Origin of the sequence: Burkholderia sp. BCC1998 (assembly GCF_905339875.1) — a bacterium.
Lineage (GTDB): Bacteria > Pseudomonadota > Gammaproteobacteria > Burkholderiales > Burkholderiaceae > Burkholderia.
The window spans coordinates 417,430-434,956 of record NZ_CAJPHE010000002.1; the positions used below are offsets into that span (position 1 = coordinate 417,430).

Annotated in this window: 13 protein-coding genes; 8 read left to right on the top strand and 5 right to left on the bottom strand. The window is 68.4% G+C overall.

Annotation, left to right across the window (positions count from 1 at the left end; translation table 11 throughout):
* Window positions 1-528: 528 nt before the first annotated feature.
* Entirely contained in the window at window positions 529-1,011 is a 483-nt protein-coding gene (locus U5A56_RS05210) for an Lrp/AsnC family transcriptional regulator (RefSeq protein WP_006755380.1), read from the bottom strand.
* Between the two features lie 283 nt (window positions 1,012-1,294).
* On the opposite strand from U5A56_RS05210, the gene U5A56_RS05215 reads away from it, so the two are divergent.
* Entirely contained in the window at window positions 1,295-1,942 is a 648-nt protein-coding gene (locus tag U5A56_RS05215) for a LysE family translocator (RefSeq protein WP_321921174.1), read from the top strand.
* A gap of 89 nt (window positions 1,943-2,031) precedes the next feature.
* Window positions 2,032-2,463, top strand: coding sequence for a YqaA family protein (locus U5A56_RS05220; RefSeq protein ID WP_321921176.1), 432 nt, complete (start codon window positions 2,032-2,034; stop codon window positions 2,461-2,463).
* A gap of 150 nt (window positions 2,464-2,613) precedes the next feature.
* Here U5A56_RS05220 and U5A56_RS05225 read toward each other — a convergent pair whose 3' ends face one another.
* Entirely contained in the window at window positions 2,614-4,266 is a 1,653-nt protein-coding gene (locus tag U5A56_RS05225; protein ID WP_321921178.1) for an acyl-CoA synthetase, read from the bottom strand.
* 196 nt (window positions 4,267-4,462) lie between these two features.
* Here U5A56_RS05225 and U5A56_RS05230 point away from each other — a divergent pair, with 196 nt between their 5' ends.
* The 6 genes from U5A56_RS05230 to U5A56_RS05255 all read left to right on the top strand — a co-directional run bounded on the left by U5A56_RS05230 (window position 4,463) and on the right by U5A56_RS05255 (window position 13,579).
* Complete coding sequence (locus U5A56_RS05230; protein WP_124519520.1) at window positions 4,463-5,239, top strand: Crp/Fnr family transcriptional regulator; 777 nt, start codon at window positions 4,463-4,465, stop codon at window positions 5,237-5,239.
* 238 nt (window positions 5,240-5,477) lie between these two features.
* On the top strand, window positions 5,478-8,645 hold the full coding sequence (locus U5A56_RS05235; RefSeq protein WP_321921180.1) for an efflux RND transporter permease subunit: 3,168 nt from the start codon (window positions 5,478-5,480) through the stop codon (window positions 8,643-8,645).
* A gap of 28 nt (window positions 8,646-8,673) precedes the next feature.
* On the top strand, window positions 8,674-9,906 hold the full coding sequence (locus U5A56_RS05240) for an efflux RND transporter periplasmic adaptor subunit (RefSeq protein ID WP_321921182.1): 1,233 nt from the start codon (window positions 8,674-8,676) through the stop codon (window positions 9,904-9,906).
* A gap of 5 nt (window positions 9,907-9,911) precedes the next feature.
* A complete protein-coding gene (locus tag U5A56_RS05245; RefSeq protein WP_321921407.1) occupies window positions 9,912-11,417 on the top strand; it encodes an efflux transporter outer membrane subunit in 1,506 nt (501 codons plus the stop codon).
* A gap of 21 nt (window positions 11,418-11,438) precedes the next feature.
* Window positions 11,439-12,134: a heavy metal response regulator transcription factor gene (locus tag U5A56_RS05250; RefSeq protein WP_044843022.1), complete on the top strand. Its 696-nt coding sequence runs from the start codon at window positions 11,439-11,441 to the stop codon at window positions 12,132-12,134.
* Complete coding sequence (locus U5A56_RS05255; protein WP_321921184.1) at window positions 12,131-13,579, top strand: heavy metal sensor histidine kinase; 1,449 nt, start codon at window positions 12,131-12,133, stop codon at window positions 13,577-13,579. The genes U5A56_RS05250 and U5A56_RS05255 overlap by 4 nt, the downstream gene beginning before the upstream one ends.
* A gap of 72 nt (window positions 13,580-13,651) precedes the next feature.
* Here U5A56_RS05255 and U5A56_RS05260 read toward each other — a convergent pair whose 3' ends face one another.
* The 3 genes from U5A56_RS05260 to U5A56_RS05270 form a co-directional block, all read right to left on the bottom strand.
* Window positions 13,652-14,692 carry a helix-turn-helix domain-containing protein gene (locus U5A56_RS05260; RefSeq protein WP_044843148.1) on the bottom strand — a complete coding sequence of 347 codons (1,041 nt, stop codon included), beginning with the start codon at window positions 14,690-14,692 and terminating at the stop codon, window positions 13,652-13,654.
* A gap of 143 nt (window positions 14,693-14,835) precedes the next feature.
* Complete coding sequence (locus U5A56_RS05265) at window positions 14,836-16,362, bottom strand: amidase (protein ID WP_321921186.1); 1,527 nt, start codon at window positions 16,360-16,362, stop codon at window positions 14,836-14,838.
* A gap of 54 nt (window positions 16,363-16,416) precedes the next feature.
* On the bottom strand, window positions 16,417-17,475 hold the full coding sequence (locus U5A56_RS05270) for a phenylacetaldoxime dehydratase family protein (protein ID WP_321921188.1): 1,059 nt from the start codon (window positions 17,473-17,475) through the stop codon (window positions 16,417-16,419).
* Window positions 17,476-17,527: the final 52 nt, after the last annotated feature.

Here is a 17,527-nt window from a genome sequence, read left to right on the forward strand (position 1 = left end):
CAGAAGCATGGGCACTGCACCTCGAGAACTGCGCAGTCATCGCTGAAGCGCACGCACGCCTGCCGCGCTAAGCGCGGCGACCGGCCGCCAGCCGGCCGCACGCCATCTCCATCCGTCTGATGCGCCTCGCCGGGACGCGCGCCGAAAGGCCGCCGCGTCCGGCATGGGGCGCCTGACGGAAGGCGCAAAAAGGGCGAATGCCCTCGATGGCATGGTGCTCACGCGCTGTGAGCACGGTCGTAGCGATGTCGATACGCGGATGCCGGTGCCGACGAACTTGTCGACACGGTGTTGATCGCAGCTTCCCGGAATGTCCGGCCGCTGCGTAGCCGATGCATGCCCGCTGCGCACCATGCGCCGGGCCTGGCCGTCACGGAAGATTCATCCGTTTTCCCGCCGCGCGGGCATGGCCTGCCGGTATCCGGCTCCGGGCCACGCGCAACGGGCGCGACAGCCCGATTCCCGCCCTTCTCCAGCACCGCCGCGAACCGCGTCGTCACGACGCCGCGCGACGCGTCGCCCCCGTCTTCACACCTGAATCGACGGCACATCTTTCATGCACCGCAGCGCGAACATCGAGCGGCTGTGGCGAATGCTCGAAATCCTGTACAGCTTCTCGCGCAGGAAGCGTTCGTAGCCGGCCGTGCCGTCCACCGCGACCTTGATCCAGTAGTCGTATTCGCCCGATACGAGGTAGGCCTCGAGCACTTCGGGCAGTGCCGCGAGTTCGGCGCCGAAACGCGCGAGCGCATCGTCCTCGTGGCGATCGAGGGTGACTTCGAGGATCACGATGTCCGCGTAGCCGAGCATGCGCTGGTTGACCAGCGCGACGTAGCCGTCGATGTAACCGTCGAGTTCGAGCTGCCGCGTGCGGTTCCAGCAGGCGGTGGTCGACATGCCGATCTGTTCGGCCAGTTCGGCGTTCGACAGGCGCGCATTTTTTTGCAGTGCACCGAGGATCTTGCGGTCCTGGTTGTCGAGGGTTTTCGGCGTGCGTTCGCGGGTAGCCATGATATGAAGAATCTTCTACTGAAAATCCGCATTCTATCTGAACAGTCTTCCGGTTTCGGGGGCGTTTTGCCGGAAAACAGGAAGCCTTTTAACCGGCCCGCTTGATACATTTTCTCCATGCCTGGTGTCCGGCACGCTCCCCGCGACAACCCCTTCGCACCGGGACGCCTGGCCGCAATCACGAGTTGCGGCGCAGGACACGCAGGCATGCAACGTCCCGCCCCCCGCGCGCCTACCCGGTCGCACGGGCCGGCGCCTGATCCTCCGTTTCCGCACTCCCGTCATGTCGTTCAGGCTTTATCTGTCGTTCCTCGCTGCGTCTGCCGTCCTCATCTACGCCCCCGGCCCCGTCAACCTCCTCACGATGAACCAGGCATTGCGCGCCGGCTGGCGCCGCGCGCTGCCGTGCGTCTGGGGCGGCACGCTCGCCGTGCTGCTGCAGCTCGCGCTGACTGCGCTGTGCCTGAATTCGCTGGTCCACCTCGACGAGCACGCGCTGACCGTGCTGCGCTGGGCCGGCGCCGCCTATCTCGTATGGCTCGGCTGCAAGCAATGGCTCAGCCGCGCACCGGCCAACCCGCCCGCCGCGTCGCCGGACGCCGGCAGCACGGCACCCGACGACACCGACGCCGGACGCGCGCTGTTCTGGCGCGGCGTCGCCACCTCCGGCCTGAACCCGAAGACGCTGCTGTTCTTTCCGTCGTTCTTTCCGCAGTTCATCGTCCCGGATCCCGACTGGAGCCTGAACGCGCAATTCCTGCTGCTCGCGGCGAGCTTCGCGCTGCTGTTCGCCGGCGGCGTCGCGTCGATGGCGCTGTTCTCGCACCGGCTGAGCCGCGCGCTGCAGCGGCCGGCGCGGATGCGCGCGATGAATCGCGTGACGGGCGGGCTGCTGGTCGGGATGGGCGCGATCATGGTCGGCTGGAATTGAGCGGCCGCCTGCGCGCGTGACGTGGCGCGCTGCGGCGCACCACCCCACGCCGGCCGACGCGCGGCCGGTACGACCAGTACAATCGCGCGATGTCCGAACTGCTCACTTACGGCGGCCTGTTCGCCGTGTCGATGGTCGCCGCGACCCTGTTGCCGCTCCAGTCCGAAGCCGTGCTTGCCGGCCTGCTGCTTGCCGGGCGCGAACCCCTGTGGGCGCTGGTGCTGGTGGCGAGCGTCGGCAACGTCGCGGGCGCGGCGATCAACTGGGCGCTCGGCCGCGGCATCGAGCACTTCCGCGACCGCCGCTGGTTTCCGGTGAAGCCGGCCGCGCTCGCGCGCGCCGAGGGCTGGTATCGGCGCTATGGCCGCTGGTCGCTGCTGCTGAGCTGGGCGCCGGTGATCGGCGACCCGCTGACGATGATCGCCGGCGTGCTGCGCGAGCCGCTGCCGACCTTCGTCGCGATCGTGACGATCGCGAAGGTCGGGCGGTATCTGGCGATCGCGTGGCTCGTCGTGCCTTGAGGCATCGGCGCCTTGATGCCTTGATGCCTTGATGCCTTGATGCCTTGATGCCTTGATGCCTTGATGCCTTGGCGCCTTGGCGCCTTGACGCATTCACGCATTCACGCATTCACGCATCAAGGCGTCCGCCCGCACGACGCCCCGTCGCCGTTACTTCTTGTCTCCCGCCAGGTCGATCGCCTTGTCCGATCCGACCGCGTTGCGCAGCTGGAATTTCTGGATCTTGCCGGTCGACGTCTTCGGCAGCTCGCCGAAGCGCACGACCTTCGGCACCTTGAACCCCGCGAGCAACTGCCGGCAGTGCGCGACGATCTCCGCCTCGGTCGCGCTTGCGCCTTCGCGCAGCTCGACGAACGCGCACGGCACCTCGCCCCACTTCGGGTCGGGCATCGCGACGACCGCCGCGACCGCGACGGCCGGATGCCGGTACAGCGCATCCTCGACCTCGATGCTCGAGATGTTCTCGCCGCCCGAAATGATGATGTCCTTGCGGCGATCCTTGATGCGGATGTAGCCGTCCGGCGTCAGCACGCCGAGATCGCCCGTATGGAACCAGCCGCCGTGGAACGCTTCCTCCGTCGCGTGCGGGTTCTTCAGGTAGCCCTTCATGCAGATGTTGCCGCGGAACATGATTTCGCCGAGCGTCTCGCCGTCGGCCGGCACCGGCGCCATCGTGTCCGGATCGAGCACCGTCGCGCCCGCTTCCAGGTGATAGCGCACGCCCTGCCGCGCATTGAGCCGCGCGCGCTCGTCGTCGGGCAGCTCGTCCCAGTGCGCCTGCTTCGCGCAGACGGTCGCCGGGCCATAGACCTCGGTCAATCCGTACACGTGCAGCAGGTCGAAGCCGATCTCCTTCATCTTCGCGATCACGGCCGGCGCGGGCGCGGCACCGGCGACCATCGCGTGCACCGTGTGATCGATGCCGGCGCGCAACTCGGCCGGCGCATTCGCGATCGCGCTCTGTACGATCGGCGCGCCGCAGTAATGCGTGATGCGCTCGCGGCGGATCAGGTCGAACACCGTCTTCGCGTCGAACTTGCGCAGGCACACGTTCACGCCCGCGCGCGCCGCGACGGCCCACGGGAAGCACCAGCCGTTGCAGTGGAACATCGGCAGCGTCCACAGATACACCGCGTGCTTCGGCATGTCCCATTCGAGGAGGTTGCTGATCGCCGCGAGATACGCGCCGCGATGGTGATACACGACGCCCTTCGGGTCGCCCGTCGTGCCGGACGTGTAGTTCAGCGCGATCGCCTCCCACTCGTCGGCGGGCGGCGTCCATGCGTAGTCGGGGTCGCCGCCCGCGACGAACGCCTCGTAGTCGGTCGCGCCCGCGAAGCGCGCGGGGTCGGCCGGCATCGCATCGGCGACGCTGACGATCTTCAGGCCCGGCACTTCGAGCGCCGCGCGATGCGCGAGCTCCGCGTATTCGGTGTCGACGATCAGCACCTTCGCCTCGCCGTGACGCAGCATGAACAGCACCGATGAAATGTCGAGCCGCGTGTTGATGGTGTTGAGCACGGCGCCGGCCATCGGCACGCCGAAGTGCGCCTCGACCATCGCCGGGATGTTCGGCAGCAGCGCGGCCACCGTCTCGCCGCGCGCGACGCCGGCCCGCGCGAGCGCGCTCGCGAGCTGCTTCGCCCGCGTGTAGGTCTCGCCCCACGTGCGCCGCACGTCGCCGTGCACGATCGCGAGGCGCGCGCCGTAGACTTCGGCCGCACGGACCAGAAAGTCGATCGGCGTGAGCGGCACGTAGTTGGCATCGCGGCGGCCGAGTCCGGCCTCGAACATCTGCGTCATGATCCTGTCTCCCGTTTTCTGTCGACCGGCGCGTGCGTCGGCCTCGTATCCGGCAAGTGTGCATGCACCCCGACCGGTCTTGATGTGGTTCAATTGCCGCTAGCCTAACGGGCGCTATTGTGAGCCGTCTGTCATCGAAACGACAGAGTGCCTCACGAGCGCTGCGCGTTATCCCTATCCTCGCAAACCCGCAACCATGCACGACCACCTCGTTGCGCCGCCCGACGCGGCCGCCGCTGTCAGCCCGCCGGCCAGCCCGCCGGCCGACACGCCGCTCGAACCGGGCCCGTTGCCCGCCCTGTCCGTGCTGTTCGGCCAGTGCGCGTGGTTCCGCGCGCTCGCGCCGGAACACCAGGCGCTCGTGCTCGCGCAGTCGCGCGCCGAGCAGCACGAGGCCGGCGACGTGATCGCGCAGCGGCTCGCACCGTCCGAATACTGGATCGGCGTGCATCGCGGGTTGCTGAAGCTCGCGATCTTCAACGCGTCGGGGCGCGGCTGCACGTTTTCCGGCGTGCCGTCGGGCGGCTGGTTCGGCGAAGGCAGCGTGATCAAGCGCGAGCTGCGCAAGTACGAAGTCGTCGCCGTCCAGCGCTCGATCGTGCTGTTCGTCCCGGTCGACACGTTCCATGCGCTGCTCGACACGAGCCTGCCGTTCACGCGCTTCGTGATCCACCAGTTGAACAACCGGATGGGCGAGTTCATCGCGTCGATCCAGAACAGCCGGCTGCTCGATGTCGACGCGCGCGTCGCACAGGCGCTCGCGCAGCTGTTCAACCCCGCGCTGTATCCGGACACCGGCCCGTCGCTCGCGATCTCGCAGGAGGAACTGGGAATGCTCGTCGGCGTGTCGCGGCAGCGGATCAACCAGGCGTTGCAGCAACTCGAGAAACTCGGCGTGCTGCGGCTCGCGTACAACCAGATCGAAGTCGTCGACCTGGCCGCGCTCGCGCGGGTCGGGATGGAACAGATCTGAGCGACGCCCGATGAACGGAAGCGTCGCTGCTGCGGCATGCGCGTGCGGTGCGGCGGCCTTTTTCGGGCATCGGCGTCCGTGCGCGTTTCATCCGATCAATCGACCTGAAGTCGCCTCGGTCGCCGCGCGCCGAACCTGACAAATCCGCCAGTTTCGTGTCAGTGACTCGTTCAGCCCCGACGCCTATCATTCGGGTTCCCCTCACCGCCGCCTGAGCACCGCCTGTCCCGCCGCCTCCATGTGGATCGTCAATCTCGCGCTCAGGCGCCCCTACACGTTCATCGTGATGGCCATCATGATCGTGCTGGCCACCCCGCTTGCGCTGATGCGCACGCCTGTCGACGTCCTGCCGGCGGTCAACATTCCCGTCATCAGCGTGATCTGGAATTACACCGGCTTCTCCGCGAAGGAGATGACCAACCGCATCACGGCCGTCCATGAACGGATCCTGACGACGACCGTCAACAACATCCAGCACATCGAGTCGACGTCGCTGCCGGGCATCGCGGTCGTGAAGGTGTTCCTGCAGCCCGGCGCGAACGTGCAGACCGCGATCGCGCAGACGGTCTCGTCCGCGCAGGCGATCGTGCGGCAGATGCCGCAGGGCGCGACGCCGCCGCTCGTGATCACCTATTCGGCGTCGAGCATCCCGGTGATCCAACTCGGGCTGTCGAGCAAGACGCTCAGCGAACAGTCGCTCGCCGACATCGCGCTCAACTTCCTGCGGCCGCAACTGATCACGATCCCGGGCGCGCAGATCCCGTTTCCGTACGGCGGCCGCACGCGCGTGGTCGCGATCGACCTCGATCCGCAGGCGCTGCTCGCGAAGGGCCTCACGCCCGCCGACATCGTCAACGCGGTCAACACGCAGAACCTCGTGCTGCCGACCGGCACCGCGAAGATGGGTCAGACCGAATACCGGATCGACACGAACGCGTCTGCCGACACGGTCGCGGACATCAACGGCCTGCCGGTCCAGACCGTCAACGGCGCGACGACCTACCTGCGCGAGGTCGCGTCGGTGCGCGACGGCTTCGCGCCGCAAACCAACGTCGTGCGGCAGAACGGCCAGCGCGGCGTGCTGATGTCGATCCTGAAGACCGGCGACGCGTCGACGCTGAAGGTCGTGTCGGACCTGAAGGCACTGCTGCCGAAGGTGATCCCGACGCTGCCCGAAGGACTCACGATCACGCCGCTGTTCGACCAGTCGGTGTTCGTCAACGCCGCCGTGCAGGGCGTGATCCACGAGGCGCTGATCGCCGCCGTGCTGACCGCGATGATGATCCTGCTGTTCCTCGGCAACTGGCGCAGCACGCTGATCATCGCGATCTCGATTCCGCTGTCGATCTTCACGTCGCTGATCGCACTCTCCGCGCTCGGCGAGACGATCAACATCATGACGCTCGGCGGCCTCGCGCTCGCGGTCGGGATCCTGGTCGACGACGCGACCGTCACGATCGAGAACATCGAGCGACACCTGCATCTCGGTACGAATCTGCACGACGCGATCCTCGAAGGCGCGGGCGAGATCGCGGTGCCCGCGTTCGTGTCGACGCTGTGCATCTGCATCGTGTTCGTGCCGATGTTCTTCCTGACGGGCGTCGCGCGCTTCCTGTTCGTGCCGCTCGCCGAAGCCGTGGTGTTCGCGATGCTCGCGTCCTACGTGCTGTCGCGCACGCTCGTGCCGACGCTGGCGATGCTGCTGTTCCGCCCGCAGCAGGCCACCGGCGGCGCAGATCATTCGACGTCGCGTTTCGCGCGTATCCATCACGCGTTCAACGCCGCGTTCGAGCGACTGCGCGCGTGGTACATCGTGCTGCTCAGCATGCTGCTGGTGCGCCGCCGCTTCTACGCGACGTGCTTCCTCGGCTTCTGCGTGCTGTCGACCGGCCTCGTGTTCGTGCTCGGCCGCGACTTCTTCCCGAACGCCGATTCCGGCAACCTGCGGCTGCACATGCGCGCGCCGACCGGCTACCGGATCGAGGAGACCGCGCGCCTTGCCGACCAGGTCGAGCGCGTGATCCGCGAAACCGTGCCGGCGGACGAGCTCGGCGCGATCGTCGACAACCTCGGGCTGCCGGTGAGCGGCATCAACCTGTCGTACAGCAACAGCGGCACGATCGGCACGCTCGACGGCGAACTGATGATCGCGTTGAAGCCGGGGCACCGCGCGACCGCGCACTACGTGCAGACGCTGCGCACGCTGCTGCCGCAGCGCTTCCCGGGCGTCGAATTCTTCTTCCAGCCGTCGGACATCATCACGCAGATCCTCAACTTCGGTCAGCCGGCCGCGATCGACGTGCAGGTGCTCGGCAACGATCTCGCGAGTAACATGGCTATCGCGAGCAGCCTGATGAAGAAGATCAGGCAAATCCCCGGCACCGTCGACGTGCACGTACTGCAGCGCAACGACGAACCGACCCTGGTGGCCGACATGGACCGTACGCGCATGCAGCAGCTCAGCCTCTCCGCGCAGAACGTCGCGCAGAACATGCTGATCTCGCTGTCCGGCAGTTCCCAGACGACCCCGTCGTTCTGGATCAATCCGCGCTCGGGCGTCCAGTACCCGCTGCAGATCCAGACCCCGCAATACAACATCGCGTCGATCGACGACCTGCTCGGCACGCCGATTTCCGCGAGCGGGCGCACCGGCATGCCGCTGCAATTGCTCGGCAACCTCGTGCAGATCCATCCCGTCGCGAACCCGGCGGTGATCACGCACTACAACATCCGCCCGGCGATCGACCTGTACGTGAGCGTCGAGGGCCGCGACCTCGGCTCGGTCGCGGGCGCGATCGACCGCATCGTGTCCGACGCGCGCGCGACGCTGCCGCGCGGCACCGACCTGACGGTGCGCGGCCAGGTCGAGACGATGCGCACGTCGTACCTCGGCCTCGGCGCGGGCGTCGCGATGGCGATCGTGCTCGTCTACCTGCTGATCGTCGTGAATTTCCAGTCGTGGCTCGATCCGCTGATCATCATCAGCGCGATGCCGGCCGCGCTCGCCGGCATCGCGTGGATGCTGTTCATCACCGGCACGCACCTGAGCGTGCCCGCGCTGACGGGCGCGATCATGACGGTGGGCGTCGCGACCGCCAACAGCATCCTGGTCGTGTCGTTCGCGCGCCAGCGCCTCGCGGCCGGCGCGCCGCCGCTCACGGCCGCGCTGGAGGCCGGCGCGACGCGGATCCGCCCGGTGCTGATGACGGCGCTCGCGATGATCATCGGGATGGTGCCGATGGCGCTCGGTCTCGGCGAAGGCGCCGAGCAGAACGCGCCGCTCGGCCGCGCGGTGATCGGCGGCCTGCTGTTCGCCACCGTTTCGACGCTGCTGTTCGTGCCGCTCGTGTTCGGCGGCGTGCATGCGCGGCTGGCCCGCCGGCGCGCGCGCCCGGCCGGACACTGACTTTCTAGCCTATCGACCCGGTCAATTCATGGAAGAGAAACATCACAGCTCCGTCGGCATCCAGGTGGACGAACACGGCATGCACCTGCCGACGCGCACGTCGGTGTCGCGGCGCGGGCGGGTCGTCCTGATCGTGATCGGCGTGCTGCTCGCCGCGGGCGCCGCGCGCACGATCGTCGTCAACGTGCTGAACCGGAATCACCTCGACGCGGTGGCCGAGCAGAACACGCGCCAGTACGTGAACGTCGTGCATCCGGTCGATGCGGCCACCGGCGGCAAGCTGGCGCTGCCCGGCACGCTGCGCGGCTTCGTCGAAGCGCCGATCTACGCGCGTGCGAGCGGCTACGTGCTGCGCTGGCAGGCCGACATCGGCGCGCACGTGAAGCAGGGGCAGCTGCTCGCCGAACTCGACACGCCCGAGCTGAACCAGGAACTCGCGCAGGCCACCGCGCAGCGCCAGCAGGCGCAGGCCGCGCTCGCGCTCGCGAAGACGTCGTTCGACCGCGCGCAGCAGCTGCGCCAGCGCGATGCGGTGTCGCAGCAGGAACTCGACGACCGGCAAGGCGCGTTCAGCCAGGGCACCGCGAACCTCGCGGCGGCCGATGCGAACATGCGCCGGCTCACCGAGCTGAAAGGCTTCCAGCGCATCGTCGCGCCGATCGACGGGATCGTCACGCAGCGCAACGTCGACGTCGGCGACCTCGTCAATTCGGGCAACGCGGGCCGCGCGCTGTTCACGGTCGTGCAGGCCGACCGGCTGCGCCTGTACGTGCAGGTGCCGCAGGCTTATGCGCAGCAGGTGAAGGTCGGCCAGCGCGTGAGCGTCGCGCAGGCAGAACTGCCCGGCCAGACCTTCGACGGCACCATCACGCGCACGTCCCAGGCGATCGACGTCGCGACGCGCTCGCTGCAAATCGAGATCACGCTGCCGAACCCGGACGGGCGGCTGCTGCCCGGCGCATACGTGCAGGCGACCCTGCCGATGACGCCGGTCGGCCGCCTGCAGATTCCGGCCAACACGCTGCTGTTCCGCGCCGAAGGGCCGACGGTCGCGACCGTCGACGCGAACGGCCAGGTGCGCCTGAAGGCGGTGACGGTCGCGCGCACAATCGGGCAGACGCTCGAAGTCGACGGCCCGCTGACGCCGAACGACCGCCTCGTCGCGAACCCGAGCGATGCGCTCGCGAACGGCGACACCGTGATCGTGCAGGCGCCGCCGGTCGTGAAGCCGGCCTCCGCGGCCGCGGGAGCGCAGTCGTGAGCGCGCTGCGCGCCTGCCTGCGCCCCGCGGCGGTCGTGGCCGTCGTCGCGGTCGTGACGCTCGCCGGCTGTACGGTCGGCCCCGACTACCGGCGCCCCGCCGTCGAGACGCCCGCCGCGTGGCGGCTCGACCCGGCCGATGCATACTGGCACCCGGCCGCGCCGGCCCGTGCGCCGCTCGACCCGGCGTGGTGGACCGCGTTCGGCGACGCGCAGCTCGACGCGCTCGAAACCGACGCGCTGCGCAACAACCAGAACCTGAAGGCCGTCGCCGCGCGCTACGATCAGGCGAAGGCGACGCTCGCATCGGTCGCGTCCGCGCAGTATCCGGCCGTCGGCCTGAACGCGAGCGGCCAGCGCTTCAAGATCTCCGCCGACCGGCCGCAGACCAACTACGCGACGAAGAGCATGTCGACCGTGCAGAACGACATCCAGGTCGCCGCGAGCGTCAGCTACGAACTCGACCTGTTCGGCCGCGTGCGGCGCAGCGTCGAATCCGCGCAGGCCAGCTCCGAGCAGGCGCGCGACGATTTCGCGAACGCGCGCCTGGTGCTGAGCGCCGATCTCGCATCGAGCTACTTCGCGCTGCGCGAGCTCGACACCGAGATCGACGTCGTCAGGCGTTCGATCGATCTGCAGCAAAAGGCGCTCGACTACGTGAGCGCGCGCCACGACCTCGGCGCGGTGTCCGGCCTCGACCTGCTGCAGCAACGCGCGCAGCTCGACGCGACGCGCACGCAGGCGCAGTTGCTGATCCAGCAGCGCGCCCAGGTCGAGACGGCGATCGCGACGCTGGTCGGCACGCCGGCCCCCGCGTTTTCGCTGCCGCCGCGCGTGGCGCCGATCAACGCGCCCGCCCTGCCGACCGGGATGCCGAGCGACCTGCTGCAGCGCCGGCCCGACGTTGCATCGGCCGAGCGCGCGATGGCCGCGGCGAACGCGCAGATCGGCGTCGCGCGCGCCGCGTATTTCCCGCGCATCGCGCTGTCGCCGGACCTCGGCTGGGACGCGACGCGCTTCTCCGGCCTGTTCACCGTGCCGGCGCTGCTGTGGTCGATCGGCGCGTCGGTCAGCCAGCCGCTGTTCGAAGGCGGCAAGCTGAAGGCCGGCGTCGATTTCGCGCAGGCGGGCTACGTTGCCGCGCAGGCCAATTACCGGCAGACCGTGCTCACCGCGTTCCAGGAGGTGCAGAATGCGGTGACGGGCCTGTCGGTGCTGGCCGAAGCCGCGCAGCAGGCGTCGGCGGCCGTCGACGACGCGCGCAAGCTCGTGTCGCTCGCGCAAGACCGCTATGCGGGCGGCCTGACGCCGTTCATCGACGTGCTGACGGCCCAGCAGCAGTTGCTGACGAGCGAGCGCCAGGCCGTGCAGATCCAGGGCCAGCGCGCGGCGCTCGTGGTGTTTCTTGCGAAGGCGCTCGGCGGCGGCTGGGACGGCGGCACACCCGGCGGCGCCGCGCCGACCGACGTCGCGGCGGCCGGCCCGCGCCCCGCCACGAGCGTCACCCCCTAACCCGGTTACGCGGACCCGCCCATGAAAGTCCTGATCGTCGAAGACGAACCGAAAGTCGTCGAATACCTGAAGAGCGGCCTGAGCGAGGAAGGCTGGGTCGTCGACACCGCGCTCGACGGCGAGGACGGCGCGTGGAAGGCCGTCGAATTCGACTACGACGTGGTCGTGCTCGACGTGATGCTGCCGAAGCTCGACGGCTTCGGCGTGCTGCGCGCGTTGCGCGCGCAGAAGCAGACGCCCGTGATCATGCTGACCGCGCGCGACCGCGTCGACGATCGCGTGCGGGGCTTGCGCGGCGGCGCCGACGACTACCTGACCAAGCCCTTCTCGTTCCTCGAGCTGATCGAGCGGCTGCGCGCGCTGACGCGCCGCGCGCGCGTGCAGGAATCGACGCTGATCTCGATCGGCGACCTGCGCGTCGACCTGATCGGCCGGCGCGCGACCCGCGACGGCACGCGCCTCGACCTGACCGCGCAGGAATTCCAGCTGCTCGGCGTGCTCGCGCGGCGCAGCGGCGAGGTGCTGTCGAAAACGACGATCGCCGAACTCGTGTGGGACGTGAACTTCGACAGCAACGCGAACGTCGTCGAGACGGCGATCAAGCGCCTGCGCGCGAAACTCGACGGCCCGTTCGCGGAGAAGCTGCTGCATACGATCCGCGGCATGGGCTACGTGCTCGAGGCGCGCGAGGACGGCGACGCGGAGCGGCACGCATGAAACGCTCGATCACCCTGCGCCTGTCGGCGATGTTCGGCATCGTGTCGCTGCTCGTGTTCACGCTGGTCGGCTGCGGGCTGTTCGTGATGATGGAGCGCCAGCTGCTCGCCGAACTGCGTGCGACGATCGACACGCGCGCGAAGGTCGCGCAGATGATCGTGTCGCACGCGACCACGGCCGCGCGCGGCCGCCTGATGCAGGAAAAGCTCGCCGACCTCGAACCGCCCGACGGGTCGACGCGCTACCAGGTCGACGGCCCCGACGCCGACTTCCGCTTCGGCCGTCCGGTCGACGGCGTGCCCGTCGGCGAACCGTTCGGCGCGTTCCAGCAGTACGCGCTGAACCACAGCAGCTACGACGTGATGACGAAGACCGTCCCGATCGCAGGCAGCGGCGAGCGCCCCGACCTGAAGCTGATCGTCGCGTCGTCGTGCGAGCGCACGCAGCGCATGCTGCGTCGTTTCGCGTGGACGCTCGCCGCGCTGATCGCGATCGCCACCGTCATCACGCTGCTGCTGAGCCGCGCGGTCGCGCGCTTCGGGCTCGCGCCGCTCGAACGGATGTCGCAGGACGCCGCGGCCATCGGCGCCACCGACCGCCGCCAGCGGCTGCACACCGACGCGCTGCCCACCGAGCTGCGCGATCTCGCCGCGTCGTTCAACGGTGCGCTCGAACGCATCCAGCAGACCTACGCGCGGCTCGAGGCGTTCAATGCGGACGTCGCGCACGAGCTGCGCACGCCGATCAGCATCCTGATCGGACAGACCCAGGTCGCGCTGACGAGCCGCGACCGCTCGGTCGACCGGATGCGCCAGACGCTGCAGTCGAACCTCGAGGAGTTCGAACGGTTGCGCGTGATCATCAACGACATGCTGTTCCTGTCGCGCAGCGATCGCGGCGAACGCGCGACCGACCTGAAGCACGTGTCGCTCGCCGACGAAGTGCGGCGCATGCTCGACTTCCTCGAGATTCCGCTCGACGAAGCGCAGTTGCGCGCCGAACTGCACGGCGATGCGCGCGCGGCCGTCGACCCGTCGCTGTTCCGCCGCGCGATGACCAACCTGCTGATCAACGCGATCCAGCATTCGGCGCCCGGCGCGACGCTGAACGTGACGATCACGCCGCGCGATACGCTCGTCGACGTGTCGGTCGCCAACCCCGGCGAGCCGATCGACCCGGCGCAGCGCGCGCACGTGTTCGAGCGCTTCTACCGGCTCGAGGAAGCGCGCGCGAACAGCAAGGAGAATCACGGACTCGGGCTGTCGATCGTCAAGGCAGTCGCGGAGATGCATGGCGGCAGCGTGTTCGTCGCATGCGCGGGCCGCGTCAACACGTTCGGCTTCTCGGTGTCGACGCAACCGGGAAGCAGCGGCCCGCTGCGCGCGGCCGACGCCGGCGACCCGCACGCGCTGCGGCCGGCGCACGCGCCGCGCGCAATGCATTGACGGCGGCCGCGCCGTCGAAGTCCAGCCGCTTCCGATCGCCGCGTGCCCGCCACGGACGCGCCCCGGGACGCGTCACGCGCGTGGCTTGCTGCCCTGCTCGCGCCATGCCCGCGGCGACATCGCGAACCGCTCGCGAAACACGCGACTGAAATGCGACATGTCGTTGAATCCCCAGCGCAGCGCGATGTCGGACACGCGCAGCACCGCGCATTGCGGATTCACGAGATCCTGCGCGCACCGTTCGAGCCGCAGGTTCCATACGTAACGCATCAGCGACGTGTTCTCGGCCTCGAACAGCTTGTTGATGTACCGCGACGAAATCCCGATCGACCGCTCGATCATCAGCGGGTTCAGCTCCGGGTCGTGCAGGTGCTCGAGCAGATGCCGCTTCACACGCGTCAGCGTCAACGCCTTCATCCTCGACTGCGCGAGGTCGTTGCGCTGCATGCCCCCGAGCGTCATCGCGATCAGCGAGATCGCGGTATCCGACAACTGCCGCATCTCGTCCTCGGTCACGCTACCGATCTGCGACGACATCTGCTCGAGAAACGCGCGCATGACGCTGCCGACGCCCTCGCCGGTTTGCGTCGGGCTGGCCGTGCGGTGTTCCATCCCGACGACGAGCTGGTTCAGCGTCGTGCGGGGAATGCTGACGACGATCTCGCGCCACGACTGGCCGAACTGCAGGTGGTGCGGCCGTGTCGCGTCGTAGATCGCGAAATCCCCGGGGTGCAGCGTGACGATCTTGCCGTCCTGCTCGACCGATTGGCTGCCCTCGAGCATCAACACGCCGAAATACTTGTCCTCATACTCGCTGCGCGCCTGCCGATAGCGCCGGATCACGGCCTGCTCGCTCGCGTGGATTTCCGAGATTCGCATCTTTTCGCATTTGCGCTGCCGCACCTGGCCGAAGAAATCGTCTTTCTGCACGGCCGCGATCTGCACGTCCGCGAACAGTCGCAGAATCGTCTCGCGCCAGAATTCGATACGCTGGCTGAGCGAGCCTTCGGTCGCCACCTCGATGGCCGAATTCGTCCGCTCGTCCGGCGGGCTGTCGGACGCCGGGCCGGGCGCGTCGCCGCTTGCGGCGCGCGCGATAGGACGCATCGTCATGGTCGTGCCCCACATGGGTTAGCAAACACGCAACCGGTAGCGTGCCCGTTCAAAAGCGCATTGTCCAATCGATCGCCGTGTACGCCGCGTGCCGGTCGGACCGGCACGCGGCGCGGCGGCGATGCGCTACCGCTCCGGACTTGTCATGCGAATGTCGTCTGCCGCCAGTCGGAAGACTGTTCGTACGCATAGGCACAGCGGTAAAGCGTCGCCTCGTCGAAGCGGCGCCCGACCAGTTGCAGCCCGATCGGCAGTTCGTCGGCCACCCCGCACGGCAGCGACATGGCCGGATGCCCGGACACGTCGAACGGCGCGGTATTCGCGAGCATCTCGAACGCCCGCGTCAGCGACTCGGACATCGCACAACCGGGCTCCGGCAGTTTCGACGCGCGCATCGGTACGGTCGGCATCACCAATACGTCGTACGACTGCAGCGCCGCGTCGTAAGCCGATCGCAAGCGCCGCGCGAGGTTCTGGCACTTCGCGTAGTAGCGCCCGCGATACCGGCTCGTGAAATATTCGCCGAGCAGCATCGTCACCTTCACGGTATCCGGCAACTCGTCGGCGCGCTCGCGCCAGCCCGCGTGATGATCGATCATGCCGGTCACGTACAGGCCGCCCCAGTTGAAACCGTGGCTGTTGCCCTTCATCATCTGCTGCGTCGCCCCCTCGGCCGCGATCGGCAGCCAGATCGCGGTGCCGGCCGCATGCAGCGGCACCGACACCTCTTCGACGCTCGCGCCCAGCTTGCGCAACCGGTGCGCGGCGACCAGCACGGCCTCGTCGACCACTTTCTCCGCATTCGCGAGCCCGAACGCCTCGCGCAGAATGCCGATCCGCAGGCCTGCGATGCCGTCGCGGATCCCTCCGAGATAGTCGCTGCGCGGCGGCAACGCCCGCTGGCGCGGATCGAGCCCGTCGTCGCCCGCGATGACATCGAGCAGCAGCGCGTTGTCGAGCACGGTGCTCGTCATCGGCCCCAGATGATCGACGGTCGCCTCGATCGGCATCGCGCCGGTGTAGGGCACGAGCCCGTGCGTCGGCTTCATCCCGTAGACGCCGCAATAGGCGGACGGGATCCTGACCGAGCCGCCCTGGTCGCCGCCGAGCGCCATGTCGACCTCGCCGCTCGCGACCAGCGCGCCGCTGCCGGACGACGAGCCGCCGGACGAGTGCCCGGCCTTGCGCGGATTGTGCACGGGCCCCGACGCGCTCGTGTGCGAGCCGCCGGAAAAACAGTAGTACTCGCAGGTCGCCTTGCCGGCGATCGTGCCGCCGGCGTCGAGTACGCGCGTGACGACGGTCGCATCGATATCGGGCACGTAGCCCTCGAACGTGCTCGCGCCATTGCGCATCGGCACGCCGGCGACGCAGATGTTGTCTTTCACGGCCACCGTCTTGCCGCGCAGCTTGCCGTCGGCGGCGCCGTGGATCGTGCTCTTGCGCGCCCACGCGCCGTAACGGTTCTCGTCGCCTTCCGGGCGGTAGCCGGGCGTGCGCGGATACGCGACGACGGGCAGATAGTCGGGCAGCGCGTCGATCGCGTCGTACGCGTCGAAGTTCGCCTGCAGCGCCTCGTCGTATTCGGCGAGTTGGCGGGAATCGACATGAAAGCCGAAACCGGCTGCAATGTCGGACAGTTGTTCGCGGGTCGGGCGTTTGATGGCCATCGACGTTCTCCAGTTCGGTAAGCGGCACCGCCGGCCCGGCGGTGCCGGCGGGATTCAGCGGGCGATGGCGACGGCGTCGCGCATCAGCCCGGTGCGCGGATGGCAGTTCACGTATTCGTAGACCTGATCCCTGGCGTCGAAGACGGAAACCTCGTGATACAGCCGCAGTTTCGACAGCCCGGTGACGACGCGGAAGAACGTGACGAAGATCCGCAGGTGCGTCGGATGGGATTCGGCCCAGCGCTCGAGGCGGTCGAGCGAGCGCCAGTGGCCGATGTTGTAGCTCTCGTCGAGCACGTTGCCGTCGAGATCGATCGAGCGCACGTAGCGATTGCTGTAGCAGCCGACGTCCGTGCCGTTGTCGCGCAGGAATTCCATTCCGCTGCGCAGCGTCGGCTCGATCTCCTCGAGATACAGTCGGCGCTCGTCGTGCTCGGCCGCACGCCAGTCCTGACCGGAGCGAATCAGCGCGATGTTGTCGTGGGCCAGTACGATCACGCGGCCGCCGCGGGCCGGATCGCCCTCGACGATGCGCAGCTCGCCGTCCGCGCGCATCCAGTCCGTCTGCGAGATCGGGAACCGGTCGCGCATCGATCCCCAGTAGCCGTGCTCCTCGATCTCGCCGCTGACGCCGTCCATGATCGCGCCGACGCCGGGGAAATCGCTCGTGAATGCGTACAGCGTCTCGAACTGCTCGGCGCGCGGCGCGACGATTTCCCGGAAGTAGCCGATCCCGTCCGCGAGGCGCGCGTCGGAGGCCCACCATTCGACGAGTGCCGGCGACGCGATCCAGCGCGCATACGCGGTCGGATCGCGCCAGTAGCCGACGGCAATCAGGTTCTCGTAGCCCTGGTCGTCGGTGTGTTGCGTGAGATCGAAGTTATTCGGCCCGTCCTGCGCACCGAAATCGGCGACGATCCGGCGCAACGCGGCCAGTGCCGTGGCGCGCTTGTCGGCGCCGCGATACTGCACGCCGAAATAGCCCATCACGACCTGGCTCAGGTCTTCGGCGGCCCGGGCGACGTACATCGGGAACGGCGGCTGGTAATCGTCGGCGACGCGGCGCGACAGCGTCCGCGGGCAGATCAGGTGTTTGTCGATGGCGGATTCCATGCGTGACCTCTCTGGAAAGGGAATCGGATGTCGAGGTATCGACGTGGGGGAC

Coding starts and splice junctions, on each gene's coding strand:
- U5A56_RS05210 (WP_006755380.1), bottom strand. CDS start 1,011: ATGGCTACCCGCGAACGCACGCCGAAAACCCTCGACAACCAGGACCGC.
- U5A56_RS05215 (WP_321921174.1), top strand. CDS start 1,295: ATGTCGTTCAGGCTTTATCTGTCGTTCCTCGCTGCGTCTGCCGTCCTC.
- U5A56_RS05220 (WP_321921176.1), top strand. CDS start 2,032: ATGTCCGAACTGCTCACTTACGGCGGCCTGTTCGCCGTGTCGATGGTC.
- U5A56_RS05225 (WP_321921178.1), bottom strand. CDS start 4,266: ATGACGCAGATGTTCGAGGCCGGACTCGGCCGCCGCGATGCCAACTAC.
- U5A56_RS05230 (WP_124519520.1), top strand. CDS start 4,463: ATGCACGACCACCTCGTTGCGCCGCCCGACGCGGCCGCCGCTGTCAGC.
- U5A56_RS05235 (WP_321921180.1), top strand. CDS start 5,478: ATGTGGATCGTCAATCTCGCGCTCAGGCGCCCCTACACGTTCATCGTG.
- U5A56_RS05240 (WP_321921182.1), top strand. CDS start 8,674: ATGGAAGAGAAACATCACAGCTCCGTCGGCATCCAGGTGGACGAACAC.
- U5A56_RS05250 (WP_044843022.1), top strand. CDS start 11,439: ATGAAAGTCCTGATCGTCGAAGACGAACCGAAAGTCGTCGAATACCTG.
- U5A56_RS05255 (WP_321921184.1), top strand. CDS start 12,131: ATGAAACGCTCGATCACCCTGCGCCTGTCGGCGATGTTCGGCATCGTG.
- U5A56_RS05260 (WP_044843148.1), bottom strand. CDS start 14,692: ATGACGATGCGTCCTATCGCGCGCGCCGCAAGCGGCGACGCGCCCGGC.
- U5A56_RS05265 (WP_321921186.1), bottom strand. CDS start 16,362: ATGGCCATCAAACGCCCGACCCGCGAACAACTGTCCGACATTGCAGCC.
- U5A56_RS05270 (WP_321921188.1), bottom strand. CDS start 17,475: ATGGAATCCGCCATCGACAAACACCTGATCTGCCCGCGGACGCTGTCG.